Consider the following 19512-nt stretch of genomic DNA (forward strand, 5'->3'; position numbering starts at 1 on the left):
CGATAATGATCAATTGTGGCAGAAGAAGATCGGATCAGGCACCAGGCGTCCAGGCATCGTAATCGCCGGTGACGGTCGGGCGATTGTCGCCATGGGCAATGGAGCCCTTGGGGCGATAAGCGGCTGGTGAACCGGTCAAATTGGGCTGGTGGCTCTTTTCCCAGCCATACGGCTTATAGTTTTCCTGCGACGGGGGCGTGTCGACCCGGTGGTGCATCCAGCCGTGCCATCCAGCCGGAATCGCCGAGGCTTCCGCATAGCCGTTATAGACGACCCAGCGGCGCTTGCGCCCTTCCGAATCGAATGTGCTGAGGCCCTCGTAATAAATATTGCCGAGTTCATCCTCGCCGACCTTCGTACCCTTGCGCCAGGTAAAGAACCGGGTCCCGAGCGTCTGCCCGTTCCACCAGGTGAAAAATTGGGTGATGAAAGTCTTCATGGCAATCCTCGAACGATCTCGTTCAGCCTTTGGCAACTCAAGGGTTTATGGCGGTATCACCAAGGAATGGCAAGGGTCAAGTTGCCGCGTGAGCGGGTGCCAGCCGCAATTTGAACCCGGCATGGCTCTTCTCGAATCCGAGCCGCTCGTAAAAGCGGTGGGCGTCCGGGCGCTTGGCATTCGAGGTGAGTTGCACGAGCGCGATATCGCGCTCGCGCGCAACATCGAGACAATGTTCGATCAGCCTTGCACCGATGCCCTTGCCGCGCATGTCGGAGCGGGTCTGCACCGCCTCGATCGCCATTCGTCGGATACCACGGCCAGTCAGCGATGTTATGAACGTAACCTGCGCCGTGGCGACCACCTCGCCGCCCAGAATGCCGACGAAGAGCAAATCATTGGGACTGGCCTCGATAGCGGCGAAGGCCCGCTCATAGTTAGGCAACGCTGCAGGATCGGTCGTATCGCCATGGCCGCCGATTGCGTCGTCGGCAAACAGCGCGATCAGCGCGGGAAGGTCGGCGCGCGTCGCTTCCCGGAAGGTAACATCCGTCTCGACGTTCACGGCGCCAGCTCGTAACCGGTCAGCGATTTTTCAAAGACAACGACCGAGATGCCTGAATTCGGCTCGCCCCAATTGTCGATCCGGTTATTTGTCCGCTCGAACCCCCTGCTTTCATAAAAGCGGATAGCTTTCTGATTTGCCTCGATAACTTCAAGCTGCATCGAGAAGACGCCGGGAAACGCGCTTTCGACTTCGGCCAGCAGCAGCGAGCCGACGCCCTGCTTCTGGCGCTCGGGGTGAACGTAGAGCTGGTTGAGGATCGACAGCCTGTGATCCTTCTGCGAGGCATAGGCCATGCCGAGAATATCGGCACCATCATCGGCGATGATGAATTCCGAATATGGCTTGGCCAACTGCTTCTTCAACGCGTCCAGAGAATGATAGCGGCCGGTGATCGCCTTAACCTTCTCGGCTCCATATACGTCGTCATATGTTGCGTGCCAGGTTGTAACCAGCATTTCGTGGACGGCGTCGAGATCCTCTTTCGTGGCGCTGCGAACCCACATTTACTCGACAATCCCCAATTTCGCCTTGACGAGATCGCTGACCGCTTGCGGGTTGGCCTTGCCACCGGTTGATTTCATCACCTGGCCGACAAACCATCCGGCGAGCGTCGGTTTCGCCTTTGCCTGTTCCACCTTGTCCGGGTTGGCGGCAATGACGTCATCGACAGCCTTTTCGATCGCGCCGGTGTCCGTCACCTGCTTCATGCCCCGGCTTTCAACCAGTTCGCGCGGGTTGCCGCCTTCGGTCCAGATAATCTCGAAGAGGTCCTTGGCGATCTTGCCGGAAATCGTGCCTTCCTTGATAAGGTCTAGGACAGCGCCGAGCTGCTCCGGCGATACCGGTGATTCCTCGATGCCCTTGCCCGCCTTGTTCAACGCCCCGAGGAGATCATTGATCACCCAGTTGGCGGAAAGCTTGCCGTCGCGGCCCTTGGCTACGGCCTCGTAATAGTCGGCAATGGCTTTTTCGGTAACGAGGATCGACGCGTCATAGACCGACAATCCCTGCTCATTCACAAGGCGCAACTTCTTGTCGTCCGGAAGCTCGGGCAGATCGGCCTTCAACGTATCGACATAAGCCTGTTCGAACTCGAGCGGCAAAAGGTCCGGGTCCGGGAAATAACGGTAATCATGCGCCTCTTCCTTCGAGCGCATGGAGCGGGTCTCACCCTTGACTGGATCGAAAAGCCGCGTTTCCTGGTCTATGGCGCCGCCATCCTCGAGGACACCGATCTGGCGGCGGGCCTCATATTCGATGGCCTGTCCGACAAAGCGGATCGAGTTGACGTTCTTGATCTCGCACCGCGTACCGAATTCACCGCCCGGACGGCGCACCGACACGTTGACGTCGGCGCGCATCGAGCCTTCGTCCATGTTCCCGTCGCAAGTGCCGAGATAGCGCACAATAGTGCGCAGCTTCGTCAGATAGGCCTTCGCCTCGTCCGAGGAACGCAAATCGGGCTTCGATACGATCTCCATCAGGGCGACGCCGGACCGGTTGAGATCGACATAGGACATGGTCGGGTTCTGGTCGTGCAGCGATTTGCCCGCATCCTGTTCGAGGTGCAGCCGCTCGATGCCGATCTCGATATCTTCGAAGTCGCCTTTTCGGTCAGGCCCAACCGAGATGATCATCGTGCCCTCGCCGACGATGGGCTGCTTGTACTGCGAGATCTGATAGCCCTGCGGCAGGTCGGGGTAGAAGTAGTTCTTGCGGTCGAACACCGACTTGAGATTGATTTGCGCCTTGAGTCCGAGACCTGTCCGGATCGCCTGGCGCACGCACCACTCATTGATCACCGGCAGCATGCCCGGCATCGCCGCATCGACCAGCGACACGTTGGCATTCGGCTCGGCGCCGAACTCGGTCGACGCACCGGAGAACAGCTTCGAGTTGGAGGTTACCTGGGCATGGACCTCCATGCCGACAACGATTTCCCAATCGCCTGTGGCGCCGGATATGAAACGCTTTGGGTCGGGCGTACGGGTATCAACTAAAGTCATGCTGCCTGTCATTCCTGGCTCATTCGTGTGTTCTATTGGCTAGTGCAATCCGCTCGGTCAGGCAAGTGTTTCTCATATGCGAAAGGCTGAAAGCCAAGCCCTAATCCCTCTGATGCAATAGCAAGCGGGGCAGACACGCAGTAATACACCGACTTGGCGCATGCCAAACACCGTGATTAACTGAGTACGTCAGATGGGATCGGGGGCGACACCTGATATGGCAGATGAACGTGTCAAACGACGACTCGCTGCGATTTTCGTCGCGGACGTGGTCGGCTATACGCGCCATATGGAGCAGGATGAGGCAGGCACCCTCTCCCGTCTGAAGGCCCGGCGCCGCGATGTTCTCGACCCGCTGCTGCTCCGCCACGAGGGGCGCCTCGTTAAAATTCTCGGCGATGGAATTCTTGCGGAATTTGCCAGCGCCGCAAGCGCGGTTCGCTGCGCCGTTGAACTGCAACGGGACATGGCCGCGGCCAATGAAGGACTGCCCGAGACCCGCCAGTATGTGCTGCGCATCGGTATCAGCCTTGGCGATGTCATCGTCGAGGGCAAGGACCTCTACGGCAACGGCGTCAATCTTGCCGTAAGGCTCGAAAGTCATGGCAATGCCGGCGACATAACGATCTCGTCCAACGTATTCGATCAGGTCTGTCGTGAGGTCGTTGCGGAGTATGACGATCTCGGGCCGGTTTCGATGAAGAATTTCGCCAAGTCGGTTCATGCCTACCGCGTCCGGCCGTGTCCGCAGCAGCCGCCAGAAGCGGATGGCGGCCAGTCCACGCCATTGTCGCTGCCGCCACGGCCGTCCATTGCGGTACTGCCTTTCAATACGATGGGCGCCAATGCCGAGCATGGCGCCTTCGCCGATGGGCTTACCGAAGACCTCATTACCGAGCTTTCGCGCACGCCCGGCCTTTTCGTCATCGCCCAGCATTCAGCCTTTGCCTACAAGGGAAAACCGGTGGACGTCCGCCAGATCGCCACCGAGCTTGGCGTACGCTACCTGCTCGAAGGAAGCGCCCGCCGCTCCGCTGAGAGAGTGCGCGTCAACGTTCAACTCGTAGACACGCTCGGCGGCGGCTATCTGTGGGCCGAGCGATACGACCGTGAGATCGAGGATATTTTTGCGGTTCAGGACGACGTGGCCGCAAGGATCGTGGAGGCGCTTGTTGGACGACTTATCGTCCCGCCCATGCGCAATCGCCCAAAGAGCATGGAAGCCTATGATCTTTGCGTGCGCGCACGCTCGCTTGGCTGGAATTCAGCCGGATCCCCTGAAGCCATCTACGAATCAATCGTTCTGCTGCAGCAGGCGATCGCAATCGATCCATCCTACGCCGAAGCCCATGGCTGGTTGGCATTCAATCTGTGGTCCACCTGGGCAAATGCCATGGATGCTACCGGGGACAACCGCAGACTGTCGCTTGAAATGGCTAAAAAGGCAGTGGCCCTCGATGCCAATGACGCTCAAAGTCGATGGATATTGGGTTATCTCCTTGCCTATGAAGGGCGATGGTCGGAATCGGACGCGGCGTTCGATGCAGCGATCGCAATGGATCGGAACTCGGCGGACGCGCTGATCTTTCGTGCAGAGCTTCTTGCCTTTGCCGGACGAGCGAGCGAAGCCATGGACGTCATGGAACAGGCGTTCAGGTTAAATCCGCATCCGACCGCCTCCTATTATTGGGAACAGAGCCTCGTATATTACGTCGCCGGGCAATTTGAAAAAGCGATCGAAACCGTGCGCGGCGGCCCCGCATATCGCACTGGAGCCCGACGCATTCTTGCGGCAAGTCTTGCGCAGGCTGGAAATCTCAACGAAGCCCGCCAGGAGGCAGCGCTCTTCATGGCCAACAACCCCAACTTCTCCATCGGAAAGTGGGCGGAATCGCAGCCATTCCGTGATCCGGAGACGCGGCAATTGTTTGTCGAAGGATACCGCAAGGCCGGGCTGCCCGAGTGAGGCTGCCCGGCCTTCACAAGACTGTTGTTTGGCCTTCCCGCTTATCGGTGGGATAGTTTGACCTGTCAGGCAATTGAAAAGGGAGGCAGCCATGCAGGCGTTGCTAGGCCGAATTTTCAGTGGTGCCGCCGTTGCAGCGATATTCGCCACGGGCGCACTCGCACACCACGGCTGGTCCTGGGCTGAAGCCGACCAGATCGAACTTCGCGGCATTATCCGGGAAATCTATATTGGGCCGCCGCACCCGACCCTTGATGTCGAAACCGCGAGCGATGGGCTTTGGCGCATCGAACTCGCCAATCATAACCAGACCACGCGCGCCGGATTCGTTGAGGGGTCGGCAAAAGAGGGTGATGAAATCATCGCGCTCGGCAACCGTTCCACTGACCCGCAAGAGAAGCGCATGAAAGCGGTGCGGATTTCGGTCGCGGGCAAGACCTACGATCTTTATCCCGAGCGTATAAAAACGCAGTGAACAGCGGTTTCGTCGAGCTTCTGCAGGGACTCTCCGAATGGCCGGTCGCCGTGCTGCTGCGGCGCTATCAGATTGCCTATCTGATCACTAATGCCGTGCATATCATATCCGTCGGCCTGCTAATCGGCGCCATCGTCACGCTTGATCTTCGTATTCTCGGACTGTTCAAGCAGTACCCTGTGAACATGCTTGCGCCGCCTCTCATCCGCGTAGCGGCAACGGGCGTCGCGCTTGCCATGCTGACGGGATTCATCCTGTTCTCCGTGCGGCCGGTGGCATACGTCAACAACCCGGCCTTCCTTGCCAAACTTGCCCTGATCGCGCTGGGTCTGGGCAATGCATTGCTGCTCGGCTGCAGCCGTTCCTGGCGGTTCGAAAAGCAAGTGTCCGGCGGAGCGCGCATCGCCGCGCTCATATCGTTAACCGTCTGGATATGCGCCGTCATTGCGGGACGCTGGATCGGCTTTATCTAGTCGTCGTCCTGCATGAACGTCGTGTCGTCCCGTTGCATGTAGCCGTCGGGTACCGGCTGCGCCGCATAGTCGAGCGTCAGTTCTTCGCCTGCGGTGATGGCGCGTATTGCCCGCATGGTGCGATAGTCGGCGCCAATATCGATATTGGGATTGAAACTGTGGTTGATAAAGCCGTAGCTCGTGCGCAAGGGACGAACCAGCAGCATCTCGCCCGGCAGCGCATTCCATTCCATTTCCGTCAGCAAGACCGGGTAACGCTTCGCTTCCACCAACTGACCATCAAGGACACAAAGTACCTCGTCCCTCGCCCAGGCACGGCTGGTGAAAAGCCCCTGCCCCTGCAGCCCGCTTTTTGCAACGTATGTATCGGGAATAGTCTCGATAAGCGCCTCGCCGTTGAGGAAGATTTCGGCGCAGGTATCGATCGTCGGCTTGCTCATTCTTGATCCATCTCCCGCAAGACCATGTTCTTGAAGTGCTCAACCAAGGCATCGCCCTCCACCCGCTCGACCGAGATGGCGAGGCGCATCGTTGCTTCGCCAAGCTGCATGATGAGAAAACTCGACCGCTCGAGTTCGGTCCGGTCGGCAACGGGATTGACGCGTGCACGGGCGCTCGCCAGTACCGCGCCATTGATGCGGCTATCGGCAAGATCGATATCGCGCAGCGCCTTGTCGGCCTGCATGCCGGACCAGATATCGCGCATTACCGGCTCGGCCAGGAACATAGCATAATAAATGTCGATCAATTCGCCGAACGCCCGGCGCAAACCCACCTTGTCGCTAACCCCTTCCAGTCCTTCGGCAATGCATTGCTGGCCGGCCACATTATAGCGCTCCGCCAGCGTCCAAATGATTGCCGCCTTGTCGGGGAAATACTGGTAGAGCGAACCGATCGATATGCCTGCCATTTCGGCGACATCGCTCATGCGCATGGCATCGCTGCCGCTTTTTTCAATGAGCGCCGAGGCGCACGCCAATATGCGCTCAACCCGTTCGCGGCTGCGTTTCTGGGTGGGTTCGCGCCGCGTCCCCGTCTCTGTTGCCACGATGCCAGTGTCATTCATGAGTATTCCTCACATTTTTCTTGACTCCTATAATATGAGGATTTATCACATTTGCAAATATGAGACTTCCTCATATTTAATGGAGCTGAAAATGACAACATTCCATAGTTCGAAATTTCCTGTTCTAATCGTTGGCGGCACGGGCAAGACCGGCCGACGCGTGGCCAAGCGCCTTGCCGCTCTCGGCCTTCCCGTCCGCATTGGCTCGCGCCAAGGCACTCCGGCCTTCGATTGGGAAAATCCCGACACGTGGGCTGTGGCACTGGAGGGTGTGTCGGCGGCCTACATCACCTACTACCCGGATCTCGCCGTGTCGGGCGCCGCGGATGCCGTCGGTGAGCTAGCCCGCCTTGCCGTTCGCAAGGGCGTGAAGCGTCTCGTTCTCCTTTCAGGACGCGGAGAGCCGGAAGCGCAACGCGCTGAGCGGGCCTTGCAGGCGTCGGGGGCGGACTGGACGATCATACGCGCGAGCTGGTTTGCGGAGAACTTCAGCGAGAGCTTCTTTCGCGAACCGATCCTTGCCGGTGATCTTGCGCTGCCGGTGCAAGGCGTGCGCGAACCCTTCATCCATGCCGATGACATCGCCGATATCGTCGTCGCCGCCCTGACGGATACGAGGCACATCGGCGAGCTTTACGAGGTCACCGGGCCGCGCCTGATCACATTTGCCGAGGCGACCGCGGAAATCGCCAAGGCGACCCGCCGCGATATCCACTTCACGCCGATTCCTCACGACGTCTTCATGCAGGGGCTGGCGGCCGATGGCGTTCCTGATGATGTCGCCGCGTTGATCGATGAGCTTTTCCGCTCGGTCCTGGATGGGCGCAATGAATATCTCACCGATGGCGTGCAGCGGGCACTCGGCCGGGCACCGCGGGATTTTGCCGAATTCGCCCAAGCAGGCGCTGCGGCCGGCGTATGGGAGCACGCGAAATGATTGCTCTCATTCCAATCCTCACCCTTCTTGCCGCCCTTGGCAGCGGTCTGATGGCCGGCTTATTCTTCGCGTTCTCGAGCTTTATCATGACGGCGCTCGCACGCCTTCCCGCCGATCAAGGCATTGCCGCCATGAACTCGATCAATGTGACCATTCTCAACGTCAGCTTTGGCGTCGCCTTCTTCGGAACAGCCATTCTGTGTCTTGGACTTGGCGTGGTCGGATTTCTCTGGTCCGAACCGGGATCGATGTGGCTGGTTGCGGGAAGCCTGCTCTTCCTGATCGGCACGATCGCCGTGACGATGATCTTCAACGTGCCGCTGAATGATGTGCTTGCCACCGCCAACCCCGCGAGCCCCGAGAGCGCAGTGCTCTGGACGCGTTACCTTGCCGAATGGCTGCCGTGGAACCATGTCCGCACGCTCACCAGCGTAGCGGCATTGATCAGCTTCATCCTGGCCTTTTCCCGACAGTCAGCCTGACCAAACCTCATCTCCTGTCCTTTTTCCGGAAACACAGTAGATTAACCGGGCAATTGCGCTTGTTCCGGGGGAATACATGGCATTTGAGCTTCTTGTCGCGGTGCTGTTCGTTGGCGGAACGATAACCCTGACGCTCATCGCCTATTTCCTGATGCGCATCATTACGGGCGGCGATCCCGATGGCCAGGAACGTGATCTGGCAAGTTCGATCATCTTCCGCGTATCGGCCTTGCACGGATTAATCCTGGCTCTCGTCTTTGCGCAGGAGATGATCGACTACCAGCAGCTTCGCAATGAAACCGCGACCGAATCCAACGCCATTGCCGATATCTACTTCGACGCGGGCCGCTATGGCGGCGGCCATGCCGGGGCGATCCAGACGCCGCTCAGCGAATATATCAGCGTGGTGGTCGACAAGGAGTGGGCGATCCTCGGCGCCACCGACCGCCTGACGCCGGAGGCCTGGGCGAAGTGGGACGCAGCCTATGCGGCCGTACTTGATCTCGAACCGACGAACAAGCGCGAGGAAAGCCTGCGCAACCACATGCTTGAGCGTCTCTACACAGTGGCCGAAAGCCGGACCAAGCGGGAAAGCAATGTCGCCGACTCGATGAGCGGCATTTTCTGGTTCGCGGCTCTCTCTGGCGTCGTGTTCATCGCGCTCGCCTATTATTCCTATCCGCCGCAGCGACGAAATATCGTTCTCATCTCCATGTTCGGCGCCTATACCGGCATTATCCTGTTTCTCATTTATGCCTTCTCCAACCCCTACAGTCCGCCCGCAGCAATGAGCCCCGGCCCGCTTCTGCGCCTCCAGGAGCAGATCCGCCACTCGATCTCGCAACCACCGCAGACGTAACGAAGCATCCCTCAAAAATCCTCGGCGGCAGGTATCCGCCCAAATGCGATCTTCGACCCTATGTAGTTTCCGGGCCCATTCGCCGGACCAAGGTTCAGCGCCCTGGATCCGTGTCTTACCCTGATCGTGTCGAGAACATCCGACACCCGCTCCCACTGACTCTGCGCTTTACGGCTGTCACGGGTATCGAACAGGTCGCGACTGGCTTCCTGCTCCTCGGAAAGCTCATGCAGGACGACGGTACCGAACTGATATTGTTCATTTCGCCTGACATCACAAATTTCTCGTGCAATTCATTGAGTGCATTGAGAAAAGTATGATCGTCACGCGCCGGCCTGAATCGCTTGTCCATACTTGTACGGCTTTCGCGGCGCGTACCCACCGTGTAGGTCAGCGCCCCGGCGCGATGATGCGAACGGCACAGCCTTCGTGCCGCGCTCATTGTCAACAGACGCGCACATTGCAGCACCTTTTGCGGGGCCCGCCAGTCCGGGGGCAAATTGCGCCCATGGCCGAACATGCGCTTGATCGTTTCCGGCTTTTCGACGGAGTAGCCGTGCAAGGCGGCAACGAAACGTTCGCCTTCGACGCTGTTCCAGATCGCCCGCGCATGCTTGGGGGCAAGTGCCCAAAGGCCGGCAATATCGGTGACGCCTGCCTCTGTGAGGCGCGTCTCCATGCCCTTCGAGATACCCGGCAGATCGCGCAAGGCAAGACCCAGCAATTTCCCCGGCAGATCCGCATGGTCGAGAACGACGAAGCCATCCGGCTTTTCCATCTCCGCCGCAATCTTGGCGAGCAGTTCATTGAACGAGATGCCGATCGAACAGGTGAGCACCGGACCAAACTCGTCGCGCAACGATCGCTTGATGCGCGACGAGAGCTCTGCTGCCTGCCGCGCTTCGGATTCGAGCAGCGTACAGGCCAGTTCGTCGATCGAGCGCACTGCAGCGATCGGAACGCACCGCTCGATGATTTCAAGAATGCGGTTGTGCAGGCGCACGTATACATCAGGCCGCGCCTCGATGAACACGATGTCCGGGCATTTCTCCCGCGCCTCACGTACCGAAGTGCCCGTCTTAATGCCGAATGGCTTGGCTTCGCGGCTTGCAGCGATCACGCTGGTATAGGGAGAATCGAGCGGAACGACCGCTATTGGCCTACCCTGCAGCGCCGGATTGAGTTGCTGCTCGGCGCTCGCAAAGAAACTGTCAAAATCCAGATATAGCTTTTCAGGATGGGTCGGCTTGCGCATGTTCCGGGGCTCTCACATTGAGAACAAAAATAGAACATTTGCTCCGGAATTAAAACAGCAATCTTGGAAATTGCGAAGAAGAGAAGCTCCGGTCAGGCAGCACGTGCCGCATCGAGAATGCGAAACTGCGTGGTTGTCGAACCATTCCAGTGGTTGAGGGAGAGATTGCCCGCTACGTGGATGGTTTGGCCGAGATTTTTGAACAGGAAATCGCCGAGCGGGCTTCCGACAGCGCGAAACGCCATGGCATTGATCCGCGATCCATCGGCACTGACGAGTGTTACGCGCACGTGGCCGCTTCCCACTTCCCGCGCATCGGTAAGACGGTGATGCGGCAGTACAAGCACGGGTTGTGGATGCCCCGAACCGTAGGGTCCAGCCCGCTCCATCAGGTCGTGCAAGGCCACGGTGGCGCCGGCGGCGCTGAGCGCTCCATCGATTTCGAGCGATTCATTGCCGCGCAATTCCCCGACCATGGCCGCTGCATTTTCTTCGAAAAAGGCCCGCAAGGCGCCGAGCTTGCCGCGTTCCACGGTTATGCCGGCTGCCATGGCATGCCCGCCGCCCTTGACGAGAAAGCCTTGTTCGACCGCGCCACGTACCAGCCTGCCGAGGTCGAACCCGTGGATGGAGCGGCCGGAGCCCGCGCCGGTGCCATTGGCATTGAACGCGATGGCAAAAGCCGGACGCCGGGTTTTTTCTTTCAGCCGGGCCGCGATCAGCCCGACGATCCCCGGATGCCAGTCGTCATTCGCGGTGACGACGATGGCGGGGCCGGCGGCCGCTGAAAGTTCGGTCATTGCCTCCGCTTCAGCTTGTTCCAGCATGGCGGTTTCCATCGCCTGGCGTTCCTGATTGAGGCGGTTGAGTTCCTCGGCAATGCGCAGCGCTTCGTTTGGATCGTCCAGCGTCAAGAGACGCGCGCCGAGGCCGGCATCGCCGATACGCCCGCCGGCATTGATGCGGGGGCCGATCAGATAGGCAAAATGAAAGGCATTGAGCGGTTCACCGATCCGCGCAACACGCGCGAGGGCCGCGAGGCCGACATTTTGCTGGGCCCGCGCGACAAGGATGCCCTTGACGACGAAGGCACGGTTGAGTCCCCGCAGCGGCACGACATCGCAAACGGTCGCAAGCGCGGCAAGGTCGAGCAATGACAGGAGGTCGAACGAGGGCGCGTTCGTACCGACACCCTGTTCGCGCATCGCGCGCAACGTCTGCACGAGCGTCAGGAACACGACGCCTGCAGCACAAAGGTGGCCCTGCCCCGAAAGATCGTCCTCGCGATTGGGGTTGACCACGGCAAGCGCGGCAGCCGGCAACGCGCCGCCAAGCTGATGATGGTCGAGCACAACGACATCGGCGCCCGCAACCTTCGCCGCCTCGATGGCGGCCGCGCTGTTGGTTCCGCAGTCGACCGTTACGATCAGGCTCGCTTGCTGCGCGAGTTCCTGCATCGCCGCAGGATTGGGACCGTAGCCTTCGAAAATCCGGTCAGGAATGTAAATGCGGTTGGCGATGCCAAAATGGCTGAGGAACCTTGACAGGATCGCCGAGGAGGCCGCCCCGTCAACGTCGTAGTCGCCGAAGATGGCGACCTTTTCGCCCCCTGCAATTGCCCTTGCGATGCGTGCCGCGGCAATTTCCATATCTGTCAGCGATGTTGGATCGGGCATAAGGCTTTTCAGCGTCGGGTCCATGAAGGCAACCGCCTCGTCGAGCCCGACACCCCTGCCGGCCAGCACGCGGGTCACAATATCCGGAAAACCATGGTTCTGCGCCATAGCGAGCGCGATGTTCGCCTCGCGCTGGGCGAGCCGGTCCACCCATTTCAGGCCGGTTGCCGATTTTTCAACGCCGAGGAAGAGCCGTGCCGATGTCATTGCATCGTTCAATCACCCGCCGACTGCGAAAGCAATGCTTCGAAAGGCCTATCCAACGCCAATCACGACAATGGGTGTCAGTTGCTGGCAGGAGGCAGCGCAAGTTCGCTGATGGCGGAGGCCATGGCGGAGGCAAAATCGGCAAGTTGCCGGTCGACGACCTCTTTGGAACTGAGGCGATAATTCATTACGGGCTGAATCAGCATGTAGCGCCCGAGCACGCCTGTGGCGCAGACGAGAAAATCGTCCTTCTTCTGGGGATCATCAGAGCTGACACAGGCCATGGCGCGGTTGCCGTAGCTTATATTGGTCCGCTGCGCCACCTGATTGGGCTGGCTCGAATGGTATTGGAATGCCTGGTCGAGCAAGCTGCGCACCACGGGATCATCAGGGCCGTCCTTGACCGGGTACATGCCGGCGACATTGCTGGCACGGACCCCGTTGACCGAGACGATCGCTCGCGCATCCACGCCGCCATATTCGACAGTCGCGCTGAAAGTCTGCGGATCGGCATTGCGGCTGATGACGGTGAAGGGGCCCGAGGTATCAGGCAGACCGACGAGGATATCGCGCGAACGGTAGCCTTGAATGAGATCCAGGTCCGTTTCCTGCGCGTGAAGCGGAGAAAACGGCACTAAAACCAAAAGTATCGACAATATATTGCAGACAATTCCGTAATGGATATTCATGCCTGACCCGTCGCCAAGAGGTACTCATATGACAAAATACCAAAAAACACGTGATCCCAATAGGGTAGAGTGAAATCAGCAGTAATTATCGTAAAAAAAGCTGCCGGTCACGAACGAGACCGGCAGCTTTATGTGATGGCGTGCGCTTCGTTACTGAAACTTGGCCATGTCCTGATGCTTGGCCTTGATCTCGCGCACCGTCTGCGAATGCGAACGCATGACGACCGTATGGGTCTGGATATAGTCGCGGGCAAACTTGACGCCGCTGAGCATGTTGCCGTCGGTCACGCCCGTGGCGGCAAAGAGCACGTCGCCCTTCGCCATTTCTTCCATCGTATAGACCTTCTTGGGATCGGAGATGCCCATCTTGGCGGCCCGAGCGATCTTGTCGTCGCTGTTGAGCTGCAAACGCCCCTGCATCTGGCCGCCGATGCAGCGCAGCGCCGCCGCGGCAAGCACGCCCTCGGGGGCGCCGCCAATGCCGAGATAGATGTCGATACCGGTCTCGTCCGGATCCGTCGTATGGATGACGCCGGCAACGTCGCCATCACCGATCAGGCGAATTGCAGCGCCAGTCGCACGCACTTCCTCGATCAGGCGCGCATGCCGCGGGCGGTCCATGATGCAGGCGGTGATTTCATTGAGCGGCACGCCCTTTGCCTTCGCAACGGCGGTGATATTCTCGATGGCAGGCGCGTCGAGATTAATGATTCCGGCCGGATAACCCGGACCAACGGCGATCTTTTCCATGTAGACGTCGGGCGCATAGAGAAGATTGCCCTTCTCGGCTATCGCAATGACCGCGAGGGAGTTGGGCAGGTTCTTGGCGCAGATCGTCGTCCCTTCAAGCGGGTCGAGGGCGATATCGACGGCGGGACCGTTCCGCGTGCCGACTTCTTCGCCGATGTAGAGCATCGGCGCCTCATCGCGCTCACCCTCGCCGATCACCACGGTTCCGGCAATGGGGAGCCGGTTGAGCTCCTGACGCATCGCGTCGACAGCCGCCTGATCGGCCGCCATCTCGTCACCCCGGCCACGCAGGCGTGCGGCAGCCACCGCTGCCCGCTCGGTTACGCGCACCAATTCGAGGGTAAGGATGCGATCGAGACCATTTTGTTCGGAGGTTTTCAGCATAGTTTTTCCTGCGTTGGTGTGGCGACGCCGTATTTTCGGATCGCCACAGCTCTCCTTAGCATCGGTATGCAAACCTTTTGTCAAAGTCGCACCGATGCGGCAAGGGCTCGTAAAAAAGCTAATCGATTAAACGCCCTAGGCGCAGTTTCTTCCAGTGGTTGCGGCCGCGCGAGGCGGTCTCAACCCGCCCGTTCGATACGGATCATCTGCGGTTTGTCGGTCGCGTGGCCGTCCTTGACGATCCCCTCGAGCGCCTTCTTCACCGCAGCTTCAGTGGTCTCGTGCGTGACAAGAATAACTGTCTTCGTCGCTTCCGGCTGGTTGTCGGCGCTCTGGCGCTGGACGATGGATTCGAGCGAGATATCGTTGTCGGCCATGCGCTTGGCGATGGCGGCAAACACGCCGGCGCGGTCGTGCACCGTCAGGCGGATGAAGTATCCGCCCTCGTGCGAGCGCATCCGCGCCCGCTTGTAAGGCGCCAGCGCCTTTGCCGGCGTACCGAACACAGGACCGTGCTGGAAACCCGGCCGGCTTTTGGCAATATCGGCAAGGTCGCCGATGACGGCCGAGGCCGTCGCCGCGCCGCCGGCGCCAGGTCCGGACAACAGCAGTTCTCCGAGAAGATCGGTTTCAATCGCGACCGCATTCGTGACGCCGTGGACCTGCGCAATAACCGATTCGACCGGCACCATGGTCGGATGGACGCGCTGCTCGATGCCGCTGTCGGTTTTCAGGGCTACGCCCAGCAACTTGATGCGATAGCCGAGTTCGTCGGCCGCCTTGATATCGGCGAGCGAGATGTTGCTGATACCCTCGAGATAGATGTCGTCTGCGGAAATCTGGGTGCCGAATGCAAGGCTCGTCAGGATTGCGAGCTTGTGTGCCGTATCATTGCCCTCGATGTCGAAGGTCGGGTCCGCTTCCGCATAGCCGAGACGCTGCGCATCGGCGAGACAGGCATCGAACGAGATACCCTCTTCCCACATGCGCGTGAGGATATAGTTGCAGGTGCCGTTCATGATGCCATAGACGCGCGAAACAGTATTGCCGGTGAGCGACTCGCGCAGCGCCTTGATAACCGGGATGCCACCGGCGACCGCTGCCTCGAAGTTGAGCAGAACGCCCTTATCCTCCGCGATCTTTGCCAAGGCGACGCCATGCTTGGCAAGCAGCGCCTTATTGGCGGTGATGACGTGCCGGCCGGATTTCAGCGCAGCCTCCACGGCGGCACGCGCCGGCCCTTCGTCACCGCCGATCAATTCGATGAAAACGTCGATGTCGTTTGATTTGGCAAGGGCAACCGGGTCTTCGAACCAGCTCGCTGAGGAAAAGTCGACGCCACGATCGCGCTTGCGGTCACGCGCCGAAACGGCGGTAACCACGATTTCCTTGCCGCACTGGCGAGTGAGCATTTCGCCCCGGTCACGCAATATTTTCAGAACGGAGGCACCAACAGTACCCAGTCCGGCGATACCCACGCGCAGCGCTTCACTCATCATGCAATTCCCTGAAATTTTGCTGAAACGGCGCCGGATGGCGCCGTCGATTTTACTGCGAACGCGGTCAGGTCAACGACGAACGTTCAACGGGATGACGTTGTGCAGTTTTTCGTCGGCCGTGGCAAGAAACCGCTTCAGACTGCGTGCGGCCTGACGTATCCGGTGCTCGTTCTCGACGAGAGCGATACGGATGTAGTCGTCGCCATGCTCGCCGAAACCGATGCCGGGGGCGACCGCAACATCAGCATGCTCGATCAGCAGCTTGGAGAATTCGAGCGATCCGAGGCTGCGGAATTTTTCCGGGATCGGCGCCCAGGCGAACATGGTCGCAGCCGGTGGCGGCACATCCCAGCCTGCCCGGCCGAAGCTGTCGACGAGAACGTCACGACGGCGCTTGTAGATGCCGCGCACTTCCGCGATGTCGGAGCCGTCGCCGTTGAGTGCAGCGGCCGCCGCAACCTGGATAGGCGTGAACGCGCCGTAATCGAGGTATGATTTGACCCGGGTCAGCGCCGCGATCAGCCGCTCATTGCCGACGGCAAAGCCCATGCGCCATCCGGGCATCGAGAAGGTCTTCGACATCGAGGTGAACTCGACCGCGACATCGATCGCGCCCGGCACCTGCAAAACGGAGGGAGGCGGCGCGCCGTCAAAATAGATCTCCGAATAGGCGAGATCCGATAGAATGATGATCTCGTTCTTGCGGGCGAAGGCGACGACATCCTTGTAGAAATCGAGCGACGCCACATGGGCGGTCGGATTGGACGGATAATTCAGAATAAGTGCGAGCGGCTTTGGAATGGAGTGGCGAATTCCGCGTTCCAACGCCGGAATGAACTGATCGTCGGGCTTTGCCGGAATCGAGCGGATGACGCCGCCCGACATGATGAAGCCGAAAGCATGGATCGGATAGGTCGGATCGGGGCAAAGCACGACGTCGCCCGGAGCGGTAATCGCCTGCGCCATGTTGGCGAAGCCTTCTTTCGAGCCAAGGGTCGCGACGACCTGCGTGTCAGGATTGAGCTTCACGCCGAAGCGCCGCTCATAATAGGCAGCCTGCGCCCGACGCAAACCAGGGATGCCTTTCGATGCCGAATAGCGATGCGTGCGCGGGTCCTGAACGGCCTCGCACAGCTTGTCGACAATGCCCTGGGGCGTCGGCAGGTCGGGGTTGCCCATGCCGAGATCGACAATATCCGCACCCGCCGCTCGCGCGCTCGCCTTCAGGCGATTCACCTGTTCGAAAACGTAAGGCGGGAGGCGGCGAACTTTATGAAATTCTTCCATAGGCTGGGTCCGGTTAAAAGGGTTTAATATGCGCGTCGCGCTATACAACGAAACGCTACAGCGGTCGAGCAATCATTGCGGGCATTTGCGCCGGCGATCGCCGACAGCCTCCCACCTCATTGTGGGAAAGATGCGGCGAAAACTAGGGCGTTGTCTTCTTGCCTTCGATCGCCGTCAAATCGTCCTGCTGCTGCTTGATCAGCTTCTGCAAATCCGCCTGCTTCTTGGCAGCCGCCGCCGGATCGGCCGAGGGACCGGATTGCGCGGCTGTCTTCGCCGCCGTCGTCCTGGCGATCAGCGCCTGCTTCTCTTCCGGGGTAAATTGCGTCGTCTCGCCTTTGGGGTCCGGCGTAAAATGCGGATAGGTGCCGGTATTGACGGGTCCGGTCAGCGGCGAATTCGCCATGACCGGCTGCGCCGAGTTGTTTGCGCAGGCGCCGAGCCCCGAAATCAGAACGGCGCCGAATGACAGGCGCATAAGGTTTTTGACCGGCAAGTTCATTTTATGTCCCGATTGCGAAAAACGAATTCATAATGACGATAACAATTGCACGTTAGAGGGATAGCACCAATTTATGATATGATGTCAATATTGTGCGACATGGGAGGAAGTGCCTGCATGGACAATCAAGGGGACAAGACAGGCAAAGCGCCGAACCTTGATAATTATGTCATCAAGGATCCAGAGGCGTTTGCCCGCAATGTCGCCCACATGATCGAGCAGGCCGGCAAGGCCGCGTCCGCCTGGGTTGAGCCGCGCGAAAAGGGCCTGAAGCGCGATACGCTTGCCGACCCCGTGACCGATGTTGTCAAGACCCTCTCCAAGGTTTCCGAATATTGGCTCGCCGAACCGGCGCGGGCGCTGGAGGCCCAGACAAGGCTGTTCACCAGCTATATGGCGATCTGGTCGAACTCCATCCGCCGCATGAGCGGCGAAGACGTGGAGGACGTTGTCACGCCCGACAAAGGCGACAAACGCTTTGCCGACGAGGATTGGGGCAAGTACGCCTTTTTCGATTTTCTCAAGCAGGCCTATCTCGTCACGTCCCGCTGGGCCGCCGAACTCGTCGAAAACACCGAAGGGCTCGACGAGCATACGCGGCATAAGGCCTCCTTCTACGTGAAGCAGATTACGACTGCGGCCTCGCCGAGCAATTTCCTCATGACCAATCCCGAACTCTATAAGGAAACAGTCGCCAGCAACGCGGAAAACCTTGTCCGCGGCATGAAGATGCTTGCAGAAGATATCGCCGCCGGCGGCGGTGACCTCAGGCTCCGCCAGTCCGACACGACGAAATTCTCGCTTGGCGAGAATGTAGCCACCACGCCGGGCAAGGTCATCGCGCGCAGCGAAGTCGCCGAGATCATCCAGTATGAGCCGACAACGGAAAAGGTGCTCAAGCGCCCGCTTCTCATCTGCCCCCCCTGGATCAATAAATTTTACATTCTCGATCTCAACCCGGAAAAATCATTCATCAAATGGGCAGTTGACCGGGGCCATACGGTTTTCGTCATCTCCTGGGTCAATCCAGACGAGCGCCATGCCCATAAGGACTGGACGGCCTATATCAATGAAGGGCTGCGCTTTGGCCTCGACACCATCGAAAAAGCCACGGGCGAAAAAGGCGTCAATGCCATCGGCTATTGCGTCGGCGGTACGCTGCTGAGTGCGGCGCTTGCGCTTTTTGCCAGAGAGGGCGAGGACCGCATCAAGAGCGCGACGCTCTTCACCACACAGGTGGATTTCACCTATGCCGGCGATCTGAAGGTTTTCGTCGATGAAGACCAGATCAGTGCATTGGAGAAGGCGATGTCCGCCGAGGGCTACCTTGAAGGCACGCGCATGGCGACGGCCTTCAACATGCTGCGCTCCGGCGACCTTATCTGGCCCTATGTCGTCAACAACTACATGCGCGGCCGCGATCCCTTGCCCTTTGACCTTCTCTATTGGAACGCCGACGCAACGCGCATGAGCGCTGCCAACCATTCCTACTATCTGCGCAATTGCTATCTCGACAACAATTTGGTGCGCGGCATGATGCAACTCGCCGGCGAAAATCTCTCCCTCGCCGATGTCAAGATTCCGATCTACAACCTTGCGGCCAAGGAAGACCACATCGCTCCCGCTCTCTCGGTATTTACCGGGTGCAAGTTTTTTGGTGGGGATGTCACCTACGTCCTCGCGGGTTCGGGCCATATTGCCGGCGTCGTCAATCCGCCGGCCAGGAACAAATACCAATATTGGACGGGCGGCGCTCCCGTAGGCAATTTTGATGACTGGGTCGCCAAAACCCGGGAGCACCCGGGTTCTTGGTGGAACCACTGGGAAAAATGGGTCGAATCACAGGCTCCAGAGCGCGTTTCCGCACGCAAACCCGGCGAACAGAACGTTGAAATTCTGGCCGAAGCACCAGGAACCTATGTTCGCGTCAGGGTGTAGGAAAGAGTTGATTCGAACCGGCGGCACCCGCCAAAGCACAGGTGAAGACAATGG

Annotated in this window: 20 protein-coding genes; 7 read left to right on the forward strand and 13 right to left on the reverse strand. The window is 59.3% G+C overall.

Annotated features, from left to right (window positions below; translation table 11 throughout):
- Window positions 1-34 precede the first annotated feature (34 nt).
- From AC1DNI_RS17120 to gatB, 4 genes are all read right to left on the reverse strand, one after another.
- Window positions 35-439, reverse strand: coding sequence for an NADH:ubiquinone oxidoreductase subunit NDUFA12 (locus tag AC1DNI_RS17120; protein WP_027231432.1), 405 nt, complete (start codon window positions 437-439; stop codon window positions 35-37).
- A 76-nt stretch (window positions 440-515) separates the two neighbouring features.
- A complete protein-coding gene (locus tag AC1DNI_RS17125) occupies window positions 516-1004 on the reverse strand; it encodes an N-acetyltransferase family protein (RefSeq protein WP_477692702.1) in 489 nt (162 codons plus the stop codon).
- Entirely contained in the window at window positions 1001-1510 is a 510-nt protein-coding gene (locus tag AC1DNI_RS17130) for an N-acetyltransferase family protein (RefSeq protein ID WP_477692703.1), read from the reverse strand. The genes AC1DNI_RS17125 and AC1DNI_RS17130 overlap by 4 nt, the downstream gene beginning before the upstream one ends.
- A complete protein-coding gene (gatB, locus tag AC1DNI_RS17135; RefSeq protein ID WP_477692704.1) occupies window positions 1511-3013 on the reverse strand; it encodes an Asp-tRNA(Asn)/Glu-tRNA(Gln) amidotransferase subunit GatB in 1503 nt (500 codons plus the stop codon).
- Between the two features lie 217 nt (window positions 3014-3230).
- On the opposite strand from gatB, the gene AC1DNI_RS17140 reads away from it, so the two are divergent.
- The 3 genes from AC1DNI_RS17140 to AC1DNI_RS17150 all read left to right on the forward strand — a co-directional run bounded on the left by AC1DNI_RS17140 (window position 3231) and on the right by AC1DNI_RS17150 (window position 5927).
- Window positions 3231-4979: an adenylate/guanylate cyclase domain-containing protein gene (locus AC1DNI_RS17140; RefSeq protein WP_477692705.1), complete on the forward strand. Its 1749-nt coding sequence runs from the start codon at window positions 3231-3233 to the stop codon at window positions 4977-4979.
- Window positions 4980-5070: 91 nt separating this feature from the next.
- A complete protein-coding gene (locus tag AC1DNI_RS17145; RefSeq protein ID WP_477692706.1) occupies window positions 5071-5454 on the forward strand; it encodes a DUF6152 family protein in 384 nt (127 codons plus the stop codon).
- Entirely contained in the window at window positions 5451-5927 is a 477-nt protein-coding gene (locus AC1DNI_RS17150) for a DUF2214 domain-containing protein (RefSeq protein WP_477692707.1), read from the forward strand. The genes AC1DNI_RS17145 and AC1DNI_RS17150 overlap by 4 nt, the downstream gene beginning before the upstream one ends.
- Here the strand turns inward: AC1DNI_RS17150 and AC1DNI_RS17155 are convergent.
- A complete protein-coding gene (locus AC1DNI_RS17155; protein WP_477692708.1) occupies window positions 5924-6367 on the reverse strand; it encodes an SET domain-containing protein-lysine N-methyltransferase in 444 nt (147 codons plus the stop codon). The two genes, AC1DNI_RS17150 and AC1DNI_RS17155, sit on opposite strands and share 4 nt — an antisense overlap.
- Window positions 6364-6993 carry a TetR/AcrR family transcriptional regulator gene (locus AC1DNI_RS17160; RefSeq protein ID WP_477692709.1) on the reverse strand — a complete coding sequence of 210 codons (630 nt, stop codon included), beginning with the start codon at window positions 6991-6993 and terminating at the stop codon, window positions 6364-6366. Before AC1DNI_RS17160 ends, AC1DNI_RS17155 begins: the two co-directional genes overlap by 4 nt.
- A gap of 91 nt (window positions 6994-7084) precedes the next feature.
- On the opposite strand from AC1DNI_RS17160, the gene AC1DNI_RS17165 reads away from it, so the two are divergent.
- The 3 genes from AC1DNI_RS17165 to AC1DNI_RS17175 all read left to right on the forward strand — a co-directional run bounded on the left by AC1DNI_RS17165 (window position 7085) and on the right by AC1DNI_RS17175 (window position 9271).
- Window positions 7085-7930, forward strand: coding sequence for an NAD(P)H-binding protein (locus AC1DNI_RS17165; protein WP_477692710.1), 846 nt, complete (start codon window positions 7085-7087; stop codon window positions 7928-7930).
- Window positions 7927-8412 carry an anthrone oxygenase family protein gene (locus AC1DNI_RS17170; RefSeq protein ID WP_477692711.1) on the forward strand — a complete coding sequence of 162 codons (486 nt, stop codon included), beginning with the start codon at window positions 7927-7929 and terminating at the stop codon, window positions 8410-8412. The genes AC1DNI_RS17165 and AC1DNI_RS17170 overlap by 4 nt, the downstream gene beginning before the upstream one ends.
- A 76-nt stretch (window positions 8413-8488) precedes the next feature.
- Window positions 8489-9271, forward strand: coding sequence for a bestrophin-like domain (locus AC1DNI_RS17175; protein WP_477692712.1), 783 nt, complete (start codon window positions 8489-8491; stop codon window positions 9269-9271).
- A gap of 115 nt (window positions 9272-9386) precedes the next feature.
- Here the strand turns inward: AC1DNI_RS17175 and AC1DNI_RS17180 are convergent, their stop codons facing one another.
- The 7 genes from AC1DNI_RS17180 to AC1DNI_RS17210 form a co-directional block, all read right to left on the reverse strand.
- On the reverse strand, window positions 9387-10526 hold the full coding sequence (locus AC1DNI_RS17180) for a Y-family DNA polymerase (RefSeq protein WP_477692713.1): 1140 nt from the start codon (window positions 10524-10526) through the stop codon (window positions 9387-9389).
- 92 nt (window positions 10527-10618) lie between these two features.
- Window positions 10619-12409, reverse strand: coding sequence for a single-stranded-DNA-specific exonuclease RecJ (recJ, locus tag AC1DNI_RS17185; protein ID WP_477692714.1), 1791 nt, complete (start codon window positions 12407-12409; stop codon window positions 10619-10621).
- A gap of 77 nt (window positions 12410-12486) precedes the next feature.
- Complete coding sequence (locus AC1DNI_RS17190) at window positions 12487-13098, reverse strand: hypothetical protein (RefSeq protein WP_477692715.1); 612 nt, start codon at window positions 13096-13098, stop codon at window positions 12487-12489.
- A 150-nt stretch (window positions 13099-13248) separates the two neighbouring features.
- On the reverse strand, window positions 13249-14232 hold the full coding sequence (glpX, locus tag AC1DNI_RS17195) for a class II fructose-bisphosphatase (RefSeq protein WP_027231447.1): 984 nt from the start codon (window positions 14230-14232) through the stop codon (window positions 13249-13251).
- Window positions 14233-14411: 179 nt separating this feature from the next.
- Window positions 14412-15728: a homoserine dehydrogenase gene (locus AC1DNI_RS17200; RefSeq protein WP_027231448.1), complete on the reverse strand. Its 1317-nt coding sequence runs from the start codon at window positions 15726-15728 to the stop codon at window positions 14412-14414.
- Between the two features lie 72 nt (window positions 15729-15800).
- Entirely contained in the window at window positions 15801-17018 is a 1218-nt protein-coding gene (locus tag AC1DNI_RS17205) for an LL-diaminopimelate aminotransferase (protein WP_027231449.1), read from the reverse strand.
- Window positions 17019-17160: 142 nt separating this feature from the next.
- Complete coding sequence (locus AC1DNI_RS17210; RefSeq protein WP_036814269.1) at window positions 17161-17520, reverse strand: hypothetical protein; 360 nt, start codon at window positions 17518-17520, stop codon at window positions 17161-17163.
- Between the two features lie 117 nt (window positions 17521-17637).
- Here AC1DNI_RS17210 and AC1DNI_RS17215 point away from each other — a divergent pair, with 117 nt between their 5' ends.
- Window positions 17638-19458, forward strand: coding sequence for a PHA/PHB synthase family protein (locus AC1DNI_RS17215; RefSeq protein WP_477692716.1), 1821 nt, complete (start codon window positions 17638-17640; stop codon window positions 19456-19458).
- The last annotated feature ends 54 nt before the right edge of the window (window positions 19459-19512 follow it).

The sequence above is a fragment of the Phyllobacterium sp. 01N428 genome (assembly GCF_056399405.1).